General features: G+C 40.2%; 2 protein-coding genes. Both read right to left on the reverse strand.

The genetic code is table 11. The annotated features are described in order from the left end of the window. The coding region (locus J3U69_RS06020) for a pectate lyase-like adhesive domain-containing protein (protein WP_267413413.1) at positions 1-3,677 on the reverse strand (3,677 nt) is incomplete at its 3' end. Between the two features lie 926 nt (positions 3,678-4,603). Continuing rightward, positions 4,604-16,948 (reverse strand): DUF1542 domain-containing protein, encoded by a 12,345-nt coding sequence (locus J3U69_RS06025; protein ID WP_267413414.1) that lies wholly within the window; start codon positions 16,946-16,948, stop codon positions 4,604-4,606. Positions 16,949-17,236 lie beyond the last annotated feature (288 nt).

Consider the following 17,236-nt stretch of genomic DNA (forward strand, 5'->3'; position numbering starts at 1 on the left):
TTCTTGGCTTCATTATCTAGGTCAAGAGCAGCGGCAATCTTGTCCTTAGCTGTCTTAGCATCTGCTTCTAGTTGCTTTTTGGCTGCTGCCCTTTGGTCGCCTAATGAATCGCCTGGCACGTGATCATTATCAATGTTCGTTTTACCTTCATCAAAGGCATCATTTATACCTTTTGCATCAGTTGCCTTGTCAATATTTTCCTTGGCTAACTGGGCATGTTTATCGACATTGGCCTTTTGTTTGTTCTTTACTTCTGTCGTCAGCGTTGGATCGTCATCAATGGCTTTCTTGATAGTAGTTGCCTCAGCATCAATTTTATTTTTCTGATCGTTTCTGTTTGTTTCTAGAGCAACACCGTCTTCATAAGCCTTATCCATAGCTGCTATACCTTTATTTTTAGCTTGCTCTAATAGGGTCGGACGATCAGTAATAGGTGATGCAATTTCATTTATAGCATCTTGATATTGAGTATTAATATCACCTTTTATTTTGGCTTTTTGGCCTTGCGTCAAATTGACATTATTGTCAACTAAGTCATTTAGCCTCTTGAGTTCGTCATCAAGTTTTCCTTTTGCACCACTTTTATCCAGAGGTCCATAAACATACTTAAGTGAATACTTTTGATCGGCAGGCAGGTTGGTTTGATCTGGCATTTCAAAGGTATCACCAGCTTTAACCGTCTTACCGTTTAACTCAATGTGATCAAGTTGCGAGTTAATTGCTTCTGGAGCTTCTGGAATGGTCATTGTTTGACCAGTTACACCAGTAACAGTTACCCCACTTATAGGACTAACAGGAGTATTATTCAAATCAACGAAACTTACTGGAATAGTCTGTTCATTACCTTCAACAAAGATAGTAACTAGCGGATTATTATCAGTAACTTGAGTTGTTGTCGGTTGCTTGCCATCAGTTGCAGCTTGGGTTGAATAATGGTAACCAGCTGGAACATTATCAGTCTTGTAGTACTTGTTAGTCCAGTCGATTGTGTTACCGTAGTTAGCTGGTGTTATACCACCAACAGCTTCAGTACCAGCTTTACCTGAAAGTGGTGAAGTCAATACTCGGTTGGTCTTGTAGTCAACGTATTGGTAGCTAACCTTTTGCGGTGTACCGTAGACATAAATAGTGTATGTCTTGTCAGGTTTAGTATCACTAGTATCAGTCCGCATTGGTACAATACCATATTTAGCTTGACCATATTGGTCGATTGTATCAACGGTAGGATCTTTTACAGCACCAGAATAAACTTGATTACCAATTGCCCACATATAACCCTTAGGCATATTAGTAACAGCATATTCTTTAGTAATAAATGGCACTGACTGACCAATGAAGTTATCTTTATCTGTCACTGGCACCTTTACAGTGCTAATTACTTTACCAAATTGATCAACATATTGAACGCTCATAGTACCAACGGAAATTGCGTTCGTTTGTAGCTCACGAGTATTGTTAGAAACAATCTTGGAACCTGATACTTGTTTGCCATCAAGGTCCTTAAGCGTAACTGTGCCATTCTGATAGCTCATTTGTGTGAAGACTGCAGTGTTATCAGGGCTATTAGGTCCCACATTAGTTGCGTTCCAAGTACTGATACTTGAATCATTTAGCGAAACGGTTCCTGTACCAGTAAAGATACCAGAATACTGATTTATCGGATTACCTGAGGCATTAAACATTGCTAAATGCAAAGCCTTAGGAGAAATAAAGCTTATACTTGAGGTGCCGTTAACTTGTAATATAGCTCCGATAGCATTCTGATTAACTTCCATCTTTGTACCAGCAGCAAAGTTAGCCTGCTGTCTATATCCAAGCTTGATAACACCATCCTGTACTGTTACTGGTGCACTTAACGTAAAGTTTTCACCGAAATCAAATCGAGCATCTTGGAAATAGCCAGCTTCACGATTGGCATCAACAAAGTATTGGAAACCAGTTTGCTTCCATGTAACATTATCACCAACCGTCATACCACCAATGAAATCATAGTATGCTGGATAGTTCGCAGAAATACCACTAGCTGTAGATGCGTCATTAGTTGACCCGTCACCCATAATGAGCTTATTGCCACGACCAGTAGTATCCCTTACATTTACCCAAAATTCGGAATATTTATAGTTATCGCTTGTTCCTGGACGTCTAGTCATTTTAACATAGCTATTATTAGCATATTCAATATAGGTTACGCTACGAGTAACCTCATTCATTAAGTCAAAATGATTATTACCCGAAAACTTAATTCCAGCATACGCAGCATAAAGAACATGGTTTGGACCATATTGACTTCCATCAGGATAATTGCTTAACAAATTGATATTATCAATATTAACTTGTAGCCCAGCACCATTAGTTGATGAAACTAAAGCATTCGAGTCATCACCCCAGTTGGTTAGCCCTTGTTTAAAGGTTGCATTGGTCAAAGTTATAGTTGTCGGGTTAGCAGCAGTAGTAGGAGCCAATCTGAAGTTCTGCATCTTTAAGTCAATTGTATGACCATTACCATTAATAACTATATCCTTTGCATTAGCGCTACGGGTTGTTAGCCTATCAGAGGTAGAAAAGGTCAAGTCACTTGTAACATTGATATAACTAGTTGTAGCTGTATTCCAGGCTTTAATAAAATCTGCTACTGTTGCAACTTGAGTTGCGTCTTGATTATATTTTTCAGGATGTAGCACCTGATCAGGTGTAGGTACATCAACAGAAGTTTTAGTTTTACCTGCAGGATTATTCAAGTCAGTTTCAAACTTATTACGTCCACCATCTGGGTCGTTACCAACAGCAACAGCTTTGCCACCATCTGTGTCAGCTGCTGTATCAATTCTTGGCGTTGCTTCATCTTGAGCAGTTACATCATTTGTACTTCTCTTGTCTACTGCCTTATTGTCTGAAGTGCCTTCTACTTTAGTATTAGTAGTTGCATTATTTGCTGCAATTTTAGCAGAATCAGTTGCTGAATTTGCGGCAGAATCAGCTACAAGTGAACTGGTTGCTTCAGATTTATCAGTCTTAGCCGTAGTTGCAGCTGCAGCTGCTGAATTATCATTAGTTGCAGTTACACCGTTAGAAGTTGATGCAGATTTGAAGAATGAACTCAAACCTTTATAAGTAGTAACGCCAACCTTCTTTGAAGCAGGCTTAACATTCTTACTTATTACAGGAGCTTTTTTGGTGCTCTTTTTAGCAGTTGACTTAGCTTTAGTAACAACTGAGCCTGGTTCATAAGCATTATCAATATTTGATACAGTCTCTTCAATAACCGCTTTAACATCAGCTAAATTAGCTGCTGCATCAACCTTAGTTTTTGCAGCAGTAACCAAGGCATCAACTTTTTTGACTTGTTGCGCCTTTTTGCTACTAGATAAGTTCAAATCAGAATTAATCTTTTCCTTAATAGTAGTAGCTTCAGTGTTAATAGTAGTAGAAGCATTTAATTTTGCATCTTCTAGCGACTTCGATTCGACAGTCTTTTGAAGGTCTTGATCTACTCCTTTTTGATCCTTTTGATTATCAATATCAGCGGCCTTTACGGGAGCAGTTGAACTACTTCCTAGGTAAATTCCACCGAGCATAAATGTTAATAAAGAATAGCTAACAAGCCATCCTTTTTTGCTTTTATGCATCTTATAATTTGTATTTTTCGTTTCTTCGATAAGATTCGAGTTTCTCTTCAAATTATACTCACCATTCTTTCATTTAATATATAACATTAATATATAACAAAAGTAGTTTAGCACATTTATCATGATGTATAAAGCTCTTTTTCAAATGATTTTATTAACAAAGTGGCTGCTACACCCCACTGTAAAGCGCTTTTCAAAAATGCAATAAATGATTTTTATAAGCTCTGTCTTTTTAAATAAGACAAAAAATTACCCGATTCAAAAAATTAATAAACCTTTATTTATCAAGTCATTTCATATACTAAAATCATTATTTTGGGTCAAGTTATTTAATTTTTGTGCTTATTTTAAATATTATTTTTTTCTTAATTGCAAAACTACTGTTATTTAAAATAATTAAAAATATTTACTAAATTTTTTTAGTTATTAATGAACCGTAATTATGTTTTTACTATCTTCATATACATTTAAATAATTGATTGTGTGATTAATCACCAATTGTAAATTGACTGATTCTTAATTTGATGAGTGGCAAATCCAGCGCAGAACACCGTTCTAGCGGATTTTTACTTTAGTTTTAGCTCCTTTTTGTTTTATGCTATCCGCAAATAGCTAAGCAAAAAACTATAATAATTTTTAAGAAGAAATTATTTAGCGTAATAAAGAATTTTTATTAAATCGGAATTCAATTTACCGAACTTACCCCAATTTTAAAAACGTTATTTTGACAAGAAGAGTTTGTTATTTTTTATCTGGTTATTCAGCCCAAAAATCAAAAGCGCACCCAGTTAAAAGCAATCATTTCAATCGCCACTTGAAGAACATAAAATTATTACCTATAAATGTATACTTAAAAGTGATTATTTACATTTATGATCTAAAGAAAAACACCAAGCTTACGGTAAGCTTGGTGTTCTCTATCTACTAAATATGCCTCGATTATTTGCAAAAATGGTAGTTCAATAATTATCTATGGATTATTTTACAACGCCTTTTTTTACAAATTTATTATTTCCAATTATATAAAATTCTTGGCCTCCTTTCTTGACTGGTTCGCCGTAGGTTTGAACAGTATCGTTCTTCTTCAATGTTTGCTTACCTATGCGTTGTCCATGTTGATCATAGACATACGCCTTAGTACTTAATTTACGAGCTGTACCCGTGACGTTGTCACTTGCTACATAATGACCCTTGCCAATTTCGATGAACTGACGTCCATCAATTGTCTTTGTTTCACCTGTAGCAAGTTGTGACCCCGCCTTAAGAACAACACGATTAATTCTCTTACCTTCATCATTATAGATATATGCATCATGTTCCAGAATTGCATTGGCTGTTACACCATCGGCAACCACATTATTGGCTTCCTTAGCAACAACTGCAAAGTTAGCTGCCTTAACGTAGCGATTACCAGTAGTAATGTAGTACTGCTTGCCCTTAATGGTAACAGGATCGCCATATGTCTTAACCTTAGTATTCTTCTTCAATAACTTAGTACTGATTCGTTTGCCCTTTGAACTATATAGGAATGCATTCTTCTTCAATAAACGAGTTTGTTCCTTGAAGTTGTTTACGGCAACGTACAAACCATTATCAGTTAGGTAGAAGTCTCGGCCATTAATACTTTCTTGCTTGTAAGTACTTATTACCGAACCTTTCTTAGCTACTAATAAGTTTGCCCGCTTACCATCCTTGTTATAGAAGTAGGCATTGTGGTTAAGTTTTCTGTCAACTGCATCACCGGTTTCTTCACCAGCAGTTGCAGCAGCTGTACCTTCACTAGTAGCTGGATTATTTACAGTTGAACCAGAACCGTTCGAGCCGGTACTTGTGCTACCGGAGCCATTTGAACTTCCTGAACCAGAGCCATTAGAGCCAGCTCCGTCGGAACCATTTGAACCGGAGCCATTAGAGCCAGCTCCGTCGGAACCATTTGGAACAGAACCGTTGCTGCCAGCACCGTCTGAACCATTTGATCCGGAGCCATTGCTGCCAGCACCGTCAGAACCATTTGATCCGGAGCCATTTGAATTTCCTGAGCCGGAACCATTGCTGCCAGCACCGTCTGAACCATTTGAGCCGGAGCCATTGCTGCCAGCACCGTCTGAACCATTCGAACCGGAGCCATTAGAGCCAGCACCGTCTGAACCATTTGAGCCGGAGCTATTAGAGCCAGCACCGTCTGAACCATTTGAACCGGAGCCATTTGAGCCAGCACCGTCTGAACCATTTGAACCGGAGCCATTAGAGCCAGCACCGTCTGAACCATTTGGAACAGAACCATTGCTGCCAGTACCGTCAGAGCTATTTGGAACAGAACCGTTGCTGCCAGCTCCGTCGGAACCATTTGAACCGGAGCCATTGCTGCCAGCACCGTCTGAACCATTTGAACCGGAGCCATTAGAGCCAGCACCGTCTGAACCATTTGAACCGGAGCCATCGGAGCCGTTAGAATTGTTATTATTTGGAACAACAGTTACCAATCCGATTTCTTTATTCGTGCGGTCAATTACTTGTAAGATCTCTTCAAAACTGTTTGCCTTGTCAATATTAGCTTTTCCGGCTTCAAGAATTTGATCAATCTTTTCCTTAGCACTTTGCTTTTCACCATCACTCACATTAGCTATATTATCAATTTTATTCTTAGCAGCTTGTGCACTGTCAATAATGATGGCCTTTGATTGATCCTTAAGCTTTTGCAAGTCTAATTCAGCCGTAATCTTGTCAATTGCGTTGATACCATCTTGCTTAGCTTTGTTAATTTCATCAGAATTGCTTGCTTTATCAATCGCATCCTTAGCTGCTGCAGCTGCATCATCTACAGCCTTATTAGCAGCAGCTTTTTGTTCGTTTGTTAAGCTTACATCCTGACTAATCTTGTTCTTAGCAGCATTAGCAGCGTCGTCAATTTCCTTCTTAGCTGAGTTCTTTTGATCTTCCACTGTAGCAGTTGGCTTTTGCGCAATTTCAATTTCTGAAGTGCCTTCAATTTTAGCATTATTCACACCATCAGCATCCTTGGCTTTGTCGATTGCGTCTTTCGCTTTCGATACGGCATCATCAATCTTCTGCTTTTCATTAGCCTTCTCTTCAGCAGTCTTAGATTGATCTTTATCAATCTTATCTTTGGCTGCTGCAGCTGCATCATCTAGAGCTTTATTTGCTTCACTCTTTTGATCAGCAAGTGGCTTACCTGGAATGTATGCATTATCAATTGCAATGATACCGGCAGCTAAATTATCACTGATATCTTGTGCCTTGTTCGCACGATCAATAGCATTTTGTGCTTTACCAGCAGCTAATTCTGCATCAGCAATTTGTTTAGCCTTTTCTGATGAAACGAGGCTGACATCTTTACTAATTGCTTCCTTAATAGTAGTCAGTTCTTGCGTAATCGAATCCTTAGCTTTCTGCTTTTGGGTTTCTAATTCAGTACCTTTAAGGTGTTGAGCATGAATTGCAATAATACCATTATTGTATTCTTCTTGAACTGCTTGTGCATCTGGTGCTTGAGCAATCTTGTTAATTGCCTTTTGAACTTGAGCATCTACCGCCTTTGCCTGTTGCGCCTTGGTTTCAGTATCAAGTGCAGGATCGCTTTCAATTTGACCTTTGACAATTTCAGCTTCGTCCCTAATCAATTGCTGTGCATATTCTTTTTGCTCAGCTAAAGTAATTGGGTTGGTAACGTATTTAGAGTCAATATTCTTGATGCCACGATCAACTGCATTTTGTACTTCCTGAGCCGTAGTTGCAGCATCAATGCGATTCTTGGCTGTTTGAGCAGCAGCATCAACAGCAGCAACTTGGTCAGCTTTAGCCTTATCGGTTAATGAACGATCCTTTGCAATTAAGTCTTTAATTGTATCGGCTTCATCATCAATTCGATCTTTAGCATTAGACTTCTGAGCAGTTAGTGCAGTACCAGGCTTATAGGCATTTTCAATTCTATCATTACCCTTATTAACTGCATCCTGAACTTCTTGAGCTGTCTCAGCCTTATCGATCGCATCCTTAGCATCGGCCGCAGCCTTATCAGCATCTGCTTTTTGCTTCTCCTTTTCAGCATCAGTCAGATTCTTATCGGCATCGATCTTATCCTTAACGTCTTTAACCGTTTCGTTGATCTTATCCTTGGCTTTATCTTTTTGGTCAGTAATTACTGTACCAGGTTTATAAGCCGCATCAATCTTATCCTTGCCTTTATTGAGAGCATCTTGAACTTCTTGAGCTGATCCAGCCTTATCAATGGCATCTTTAGCCTCAGATACTGCCTTATCAACTTCAAGCTTTTGATCAGCCTTTTGCTTATCGGTCAAGTTCTTGTCAGCATCAATCTTGTCTTTGACTTCTTTGCCCTTGTCATCAATCTGACCTTTAGCATCTGTCTTTTGCCCACTGAGTGATGAACCTGGCTTATAGGCTGCATCAATGTTGGCTTTACCAGTAGTTACGGCATCTTCAACTGCTTGAGCTGTTTCGGCCTGATCAATCGCATTCTTAGCATCAGCTGCTGCCTGATCCACATCAGCTTTTTGATCAGCCTTTTGCTTATCAGTTAAGTTCTTATCGGCATCAATCTTGCTCTTAACTTCCTTGACCTTATCATCAATCTTGCTCTTAGCATCTGTCTTTTGACCGCTAATAGCGCTACCTGGCTTATAGGCTGCATCAATTTGATCTTTACCCTTGTTAATGGCATCTTGAACTTCTTGAGCAGTTTCAGCCTTGTTAATAGCATCCTTCGCATCGGCTGCAGCTTTATCTACCGCATCTTTTTGCTCTGATTTTTGCTTATCAGTTAGATTCTTGTCTGCGTCAATCTTGTCTTTAACTTCTTTGGCTTTGTCATCGATTTGACCTTTAGCTTCTGTCTTTTGATTACTGATATCACTACCCGGTTTGTAAGCTGATTCAATATTGGCCTTACCAGTAGTTACAGCATCTTCAACTGCTTGAGCTGTTTCTGCTTTATCAATCGCATCCTTCGCATCAGCGGCTGCTTTATCAACTGCCACCTTTTGGTCAGCCTTCTGCTTATCAGTCAGATTCTTATCAGAATCAATCTTGTCTTTGACTTCTTTGGCCTTGTCATCAATCTGACTTTTAGCGGCAGTCTTTTGACCACTGAGTGATGTACCCGGCTTGTAAGCTGCTTCAATCTGATCTTTACCAGTTGTCACAGCATCTTCGACTGCTTGGGCCGTTTCAGCCTTGTCAATCGCACCCTTCGCATCAGATGCTGCTTTATCAACGTCAGCTTTTTGATCAGCTTTTTGCTTATCAGTTAGGTTCTTGTCAGCGTCAATCTTATCCTTAACTTCCTTGGCCTTATCATCAATTTGGCCTTTGGCAGCAGTCTTTTGACCGCTAACTGGTGAACCAGGCTTGTAAGCTGCATCAATGTTGGCTTTACCTGTAGTTACAGCTTCTTCAACCGCTTGAGCTGTTTCAGCCTGATCAATCGCATCCTTCGCATCTGTTGCAGCCTTATCAACGGCCTCTTTTTGATCTGCTTTCTGCTTATCAGTTAAGTTATTGTCGGCGTCAATCTTGCCCTTAACCTCTTTGACCTTGTCATCAATTTGACCCTTTGCAGTAGTCTTTTGATTACTAATTGGCGTACCAGGTTTGTAGGCTGCATCGATCTTGTCTCTACCAGTAGTTACGGCATCTTCAATCGCTTGAGCTGTTTCGGCTTGATCGATCGCATTTTTAGCTTCAGTTACAGCTTGATTGACGTCAGCTTTTTGATCAGCTTTTTGCTTATCAGTTAAGTTCTTATCGGCATCAATCTTGCCCTTAACTTCTTTGGCCTTGTCATCAATTTGACCCTTCGCAGCAGTCTTTTGACCGCTAACTGGTGAACCCGGCTTGTAGGCTGCATCAATGTTGGCTTTACCTGTAGTTACGGCATCTTCAATTGCTTGAGCTGTTTCAGCCTGATCAATCGCATCCTTCGCATCAGCTGCTGCTTTATCCACCGCATCTTTTTGCTCTGTCTTCTGCTTATCGGTCAAGTTCTTATCGGCATCAATGTTGCCTTTGACTTCCTTGACCTTATCATCAATCTGACCTTTAGCATCCGTCTTTTGACCGGTTAAAGAACTGCCTGGCTTGTAGGCTGCATCAATATTGGCTTTACCAGTAGTTACAGCATCTTCAACCGCCTGAGCTGTCTCAGCCTGATCAATCGCATCCTTCGCATCAGATACGGCTTTATCCACCGCGGCTTTTTGGTCTGACTTCTGCTTATCGGTTAGGTTCTTATCGCCATCGATCTTGCCCTTAACCTCTTTAGCCTTATCATCAATCTTGCCTTTAGCTTCTGTCTTTTGACCGGTTAAAGAACTACCAGGCTTGTAGGCTGCATCAATGTTGGCTTTACCTGTAGTTACGGCATCTTCAATCGCTTGAGCTGTTTTGGCTTGATCAATCGCATCCTTCGCATCAGCAGCTGCCTTATCAACGGCGTCTTTTTGGTCGGCCTTTTGCTTATCAGTCAAGTTCTTATCGGCATCAATGTTGCCCTTAACCTCTTTAGCCTTGTCATCAATCTTGCCTTTAGCTTCTGTCTTTTGACCACTAAGTGAACTACCTGGTGCATATATTGCATCAATCTTATCTTTACCATCATTCAAAGCATCTTGAACTCCTTGAGCTGTATCTGCTTTGTCAATGGCGTCCTTAGCATCTGAGACTGCTTTGTCGACAGCATCCTTTTGATCAGTTTTTTGCTTATCGGTTAAATTGACGTCGGCATCAATCTTGTCTTTGACTTCTTTAGCTTTGTCGTCAATCTGATCTTTGGCATCTGTCTTTTGACCACCGAGTGCTGAGCCTGGCTTGTAGGCTGCATCAATATTAGCCTTACCAGTAGTTACGGCATCTTCAACCGCTTGGGCAGTTTCGGCCTTGTCAATTGCATCCTTGGCATCGGACGCTGCTTTATCAACGTCAGCTTTTTGGTCGGCCTTTTGCTTATCGGTTAAATTCTTATCAGCGTCAATGTTGCCCTTAACCTCTTTTGCCTTATCATCAATCTGACCTTTGGCATCTGTCTTTTGACCACTAAGTGCTGAGCCTGGCTTGTAGGCCGCATCGATGTTGGCTTTACCGGTAGTTACGGCTTCTTCGACCGCTTGAGCTGTATCTGCTTTGTTAATTGCATCTTTCGCATCGGCTGCTGCCTGATCCACCGCAGCTTTTTGGTCGGTCTTCTGCTTATCGGTTAGGTTCTTATCAGCGTCAATCTTGTCTTTGACTTCCTTGACCTTGTCATCAATTCGACCTTTTGCATCAGTCTTTTGAGCGGTTAAAGAACTGCCCGGCTTGTAGGCTGCATCAATATTGGCTTTACCTACAGTTACGGCATCTTCGACCGCTTGAGCTGTTTCTGCCTGATCAATTGAATCCTTCGCAGCGGATGCTGCTTTATCCACATCAGCTTTTTGGTCGGCCTTTTGCTTATCAGTCAAGTTATTATCGGCGTCAATCTTGCCTTTAACTTCCTTGACCTTGTCATCAATTTGTCCTTTAGCATCTGTCTTTTGACCACTAAGTGCTGAGCCTGGCTTATAAACCGCATCAATGTTGGCTTTACCGGTAGTTACAGCTTCTTCAACTGCCTGAGCTGTTTCGGCCTTGTCAATTGCATCCTTGGCATCAGACGCTGCTTTATCAACGTCAGCTTTTTGATCAGCCTTCTGCTTATCAGTCAAGTTCTTATCGGCATCAATGTTGCCCTTAACCTCTTTAGCCTTATCATCAATTCGACCTTTAGCATCTGTCTTTTGACCAGTTAAAGAACTGCCTGGCTTGTAAGCCGCACCAATCTTATCCTTACCGGTAGTTACAGCATCTTCAACTGCCTGAGCTGTTTCCGCCTGATCAATCGCATCCTTCGCATCGGACGCTGCTTTATCCACATCGGCTTTTTGATCAGTCTTTTGCTTATCGGTTAAGTTCTTATCGGCATCAATGTTGCCTTTAACCTCTTTAGCCTTGTCATCAATCTGACCTTTAGCATCTGTCTTTTGACCACTAAGTGCTGAGCCTGGCTTGTAAGCCGCATCAATATTAGCTTTACCTGTAGTTACGGCATCTTCAACTCCTTGAGCTGTCTCGGCCTTATCAATCGCATCCTTCGCATCAACTGCTGCCTTATCCACCGCGTCTTTTTGCTCTGCCTTCTGCTTATCGGTTAAGTTCTTATCAGCATCAATGTTGCCCTTAACCTCTTTAGCCTTATCATCAATCCGACCTTTTGCATCAGTCTTTTGACCACTTAATGAACTACCTGGCTTGTGAGCCGCATCAATCTTATCTTTACCAGTATTAACAGCATCTTCGACCGCTTGAGCTGTTTCGGCCAGATCAATCGCATCCTTGGCATCGGATGCTGCTTTATCTACCGCATCTTTTTGCTCTGCCTTCTGCTTATCGGTTAGGTTCTTATCGGCATCAATGTTGCCCTTAACCTCTTTAGCCTTGTCATCAATCTGACCTTTGGCTTCTGTCTTTTGGCCACTAAGTGAACCACCTGGCTTGTAAGCCGCATCGATATTAGCCTTACCAGTAGTTACGGCATCTTCAACTCCTTGAGCTGTTTCGGCCTTGTCAATCGCATCCTTGGCATCAGCTGCCGCTTGATCCACTTCAGCTTTTTGGTCGACCTTTTGCTTATCGGTTAAGTTCTTGTCAGCATCAATCTTGCCTTTAACTTCCTTGACCTTATCGTCAATCTTGCTCTTGGCATCAATCTTTTGACCGGTTAAAGAACTACCTGGCTTGTAAGCTGCATCAATCTTATCCTTACCAATATTTAAGGCATTTTCAATTCCCTGAGCTGTTTCGGCCAGATCAATGTTTTCTTTAGCGACAATAGCTGCTTGATCAACAGCATCTTTTTGCTCTGCCTTCTGCTTATTAGTTAAGTTGTTGTCGGCGTCAATCTTGTCTTTGACTTCCTTGACCTTGTCGTCAATCTGGCCTTTTGCATCAATCTTTTGAGCACTAAGTGGGCCACCTGGTACATAAGCATTACCTATGCTATCTCTGCCTTTATCTAAGGCATCCTGAACTCCTTGAGCTGTATCTGCTTTATCAATGGCATCTTTAGCATCTGTGGCTGCCTTATCTGCATCAGTTTTTTGCTTCTCTTTTTGAGCATCAGTCAGATTCTTATCAGCGTCAATGTTGCCTTTGACTTCCTTGACCTTGTCATCAATCTTGCCTTTTGCAGCAGTCTTTTGATCACTAAGCGGACCACCTGGTACATAAGCATTACCTATGCTATCTCTACCTTTATCTAAAGCATCCTGAACTCCTTGAGCCGTATCTGCTTTGTCAATGGCATCCTTGGCATCTGTGGCTGCCTTATCAACATCAGTTTTTTGCTTTTCTTTTTCAGCATCAGTCAGGTTCTTATCAGCGTCAATGTTGCCTTTGACTTCCTTGACCTTGTCGTCAATCTTGCCCTTGGCAGCTTCCTTTTGGCTACTAATCGGATCGCCCGGTTTGTATACTGCATCAATCTTGTCTTTGCCAGCGATTAAAGTGTCTTCAATTGTTTGGGCATCTTCTGCCTTATCGATGGCATCTTTAATTGCGGCTGCTGCTTGATCAACAGCATCCTTTTGCTCAGTCTTCTGGGCACTTGTCAGAGTTTTATCAGCATCAATCTTGTCTTTGACTTCTTTAGCTTTGCCGTCAATGGCGCTTTTGGCATCTGTTTGTTGTTGAGTTAGTGATTCTGGTCGATGTTTATTACCAATTTGTTCTCTACCTTTATTCAATGCGTTTTCGATACCCTGCGCATCTTCTGCGTTATCAATGGCAGTTTTGGCATCTGCGACTGCCTTATCAACATCAGCTTTTTGCTCGGCCTTCTTGGCATTAGTCAAAGTTACATCAGTGTCAATCTGATCCTTGACTTCCTTAGCTTTATCATCAATCAGACCTTTAGCCTTGGTTCTCTGAGTTTCTAATGGTTCGCCATTCTCATCACCAAGTCTATTAATTTCTTCGATCCACTTATCTTTTACAGAGTTCAATTGACTAAGAGTTTCACAATTATTAATTTCATTGATAGCATCAATTTTAGCCTGAATTACTTTGTTTGACTGGTTTTCTTTGCCTGCAGTCGTCCAAGTTTTATTGATACCGATTTTCTCAGTTGCATTATTAGCAGCTGTTTCTATTGCCTTAATAGCTTCATCTTTATCGATCTGTAGTGAACGATATTTATATACTATAGTATATTTGTCTTTAGCAGATAAATGTGCCTGATCAGGCATTTCAAAACTGGAACCAGTAGTCACAAGGTTGCCATTCAGATAAATTTCATCTACTGCTAAATTCTTAACATCAGGAGCAGTTGGAATCGTAATGGTATCGCCTGTTCTACCAGTTATTTCAACCGGATTATCTGGGGTAATAGCATTGCCGTCGCCATCTACATAGGTAGGAACAATCTTTTGTTCGTCACCCTCAACATAGAGAATTACAACTGGATTATCATTCGAAACAAGAGTCGTTGTTGGTTGATTTTCAGCATCAGTCTTGTAATGGTAACCGACAGGTACATTTGTTTGTGTGTAGTATTTATTCGTCCAATCAATCGTGTTGCCATAGTTAGCAGTAACCAGGCCGCTAGTATCTTCGGTTCCTGCAAGTTTAGGAATTGTCAGGACTTTATCAGGATGATTAACATCGACATACTTGTATGTCACGTTTTGCTTAGTTCCATATACATAGACCTTGTATGTAAATGAGCCATCATCCATTGGAACAATTGCTACGTTTGGTTGACCACTGGCATCACCATTATCTTCATCAGTTGCTGCACCACCACTTTGTTGATCGGCGGCTGCACCAGAATAGATCTGATTGCCTAGTGCCCACATGTAGCCTTCAGGAATGTGATTAATAATATCTTCACTTACTAACGGAATTCTTTGACCGATATAAGAGTTTTCATAAAGACCCTCACCGAATGGTAATTCATAATTGCCAATATTATTGCCCTGACGGTCAACATATTCAATCTTAACCTTACCAGGCTTGATGGCATTAGTCTTTAATTCACGTGTGGTAGCAGTCAGGATATTTGATGATGTTGCATTACCACCAACTATGCTAATTGTTGCTACACCATTTGTAATAGTGATATTGCTAAACTTAGCTGAGTAATCACCATCAGGCTTTTCTTCGGAAGAGTTTAAACCGTCCCAAGTTCTAATACTTGAATTATTAATCTTAACGGTACCAGATCCTGAAACAATACCTCTTCTGGCAGTTGCGGCAGCATCACCCTTATTGGTAATTGCCAAGTCCAATTCTCTTGGTGAGTTGAACGTTACAGATGAAGTTCCAGCAACAACGATAATTGAATCATTTGAAACTTGCTGATTAATATCAAGAATCGTTCCAGGATTAAATACTAAGCTTTGGTTACGGTATAAGTGAATAACCCCACCACGAGTAGCAGATGGACATTCCAAGTCAAAGTTTTGGCCAAAGACGTAACTTGCACTTCTAAATGCAGCTCCATTTGAAGCCAGCAAGAAGTAGGCAAATCCTTTTTGCGTCCAGGATACGTCGTCACCAACTTGAAGAGTCATAATCGAGCCCTGTAAAGCTGGGTATCTCGTTGAAACTCCGTTTAAAGTTGCGGCTAAGTTAGAGGAACGGTCACCCATGATAAATTGGTTCTTATTACCGTTACCTCTATTAAATGCGAATTCTGGAGTCGCTCTATCGAGAACTACTGAAGGATCTGAAGTAGAGCCATCGTCACCATCGCCGTCGCTATTATCATCTTCAAAGTCATTGGAATTTCTAACCGTTTGGACACTTGCGTCATTAGCAAAGTATACGCTGGCCATTCCGCGGGCAACTTCGTTGGTAATAACGAATTTGTTATCGCCAGAAAAGACAATTTTAGCACCATATGCTACAACACCACGCACGGAATACGTACCTGCTGCACTTGGTTCAAGTTCAACATTATCAATATTAAATGTTAATAATGGACCATTACCAGCATAAGTACTACTTAATAAAGCTGTTGCGGCACCACCAGCAGAAGTGAATGATTGGGTGAATTTAGCATTTGTCACAGTAATCGATGTGGCTTGCGGTACCCGATAATTACCAACCCTCAGGCTTTGGTTACCCATATCAATTTTATGACCATTACCGTTAATAACTACGCTTGTAGCCGGTGTTCTAGCATTTTTACCTCTAGTTCCAAATCCTCCGGCTCTAGAAGCAACTGCACTATCAAAAGCAATATCTTGGGTAATATTAATATAGGTTACAGCTGAATTTCCCCAAGCATCAGCTAATTGAGCAAAGGTTGAAACATCAGCCGACTGGCTTGTATCAGGGTTAGTCACTTCTTTTGGTACAGGAACATTAATTGAAGTACGAGTTTTCCCACTAGGTTTCTTAACTAGATCTTCAAAATCTTCCCGACCCGCATCTGGATCTGGTGCAACCGTTGCGTCGGTGTTAGCTTCAACTTCTTCATCGGTTTTCGTTGTAATACTCTTGCCTTGCAACGATGCTGCACTAACTTTTTTATCCTGCGGCGCAATTAAAGAACTTGTTTCTTCCTTATTATCGTCTTTGGATGAAGAATTATTAGTGTTAGTATTTGCTAGCGCTGGCTTATTAGCTTCGACAGGAGCATCTTCCTTAAAGAATGAGCTAAGTCCTTGATAAGTTGAAACTGCCACTTTCTTAGAAGCTGGTTTTTTAGCTTCATTAATAGTAGGAGTTTTCTTAGTATTTGCTGCTACCTTAGTAGAAGAGTTCGTCTTATTATTCTTAGCTGGCTTGCTTTCAGAAATAACACTACCTGGTTTGTAACTTGAATTAATATTTGCAACAGCTTGATCAACAATTGCTTTAATGCTTACTAATTCCGTAGCTTCTGCTATGCGAGCTTTTCCATTAGCAACCAAAGAATCAATAGTTTCAATCTGAGCTGCTTTTTCTTTATTTGTCAAATTTGCATCAGTATTAATCTTATTCTTAGTACTTGTTGCCTCAGTATCCAAAGTCAAGCCAGCAGTTGTTCTGGCATCGTCAATCGACTTTGATTCCACTTCTTGTTGACCTTTGTCTTGTTTGGTAAGCTGGGTAGTCTTAGTACCAATATCAGCTGCATTTACCTGTTGAGCTGAAGTATTACCGTAAAATATCCCACCAAGCATAAAAGTTAAGAGAGAATAGCTGACAGTCCAGCCCTTTTTCCCTTTATGCATTTTGTAATTAGTGTTTTTTACGTCTTCAATAAGATTTGGCTTTTTCAAAATTTACATCACTTCCTAATATGATTTATAACAACTTTATTTACATAAATGTGATTTTAACATGTTAATTAATAAATATAAAGACATTTATAAAACATTATTTTATATCAAGTTACAATTTCGCCGTAATATAGCATTTTTTAGCAATTAACAATAAAAAAGTTTTATCGATATTATTAATGCTTAAATTTATCGCACCATAACTTTAAGCATTATCGCTGTTATATTGGGATTTATGAGTATTACATTAGATATTCATAATCAATTAGATTGATTTATTATCCATAG

Source organism: Lactobacillus sp. B4026 (assembly GCF_026535825.1).
GTDB lineage: Bacteria > Bacillota > Bacilli > Lactobacillales > Lactobacillaceae > Lactobacillus > Lactobacillus panisapium.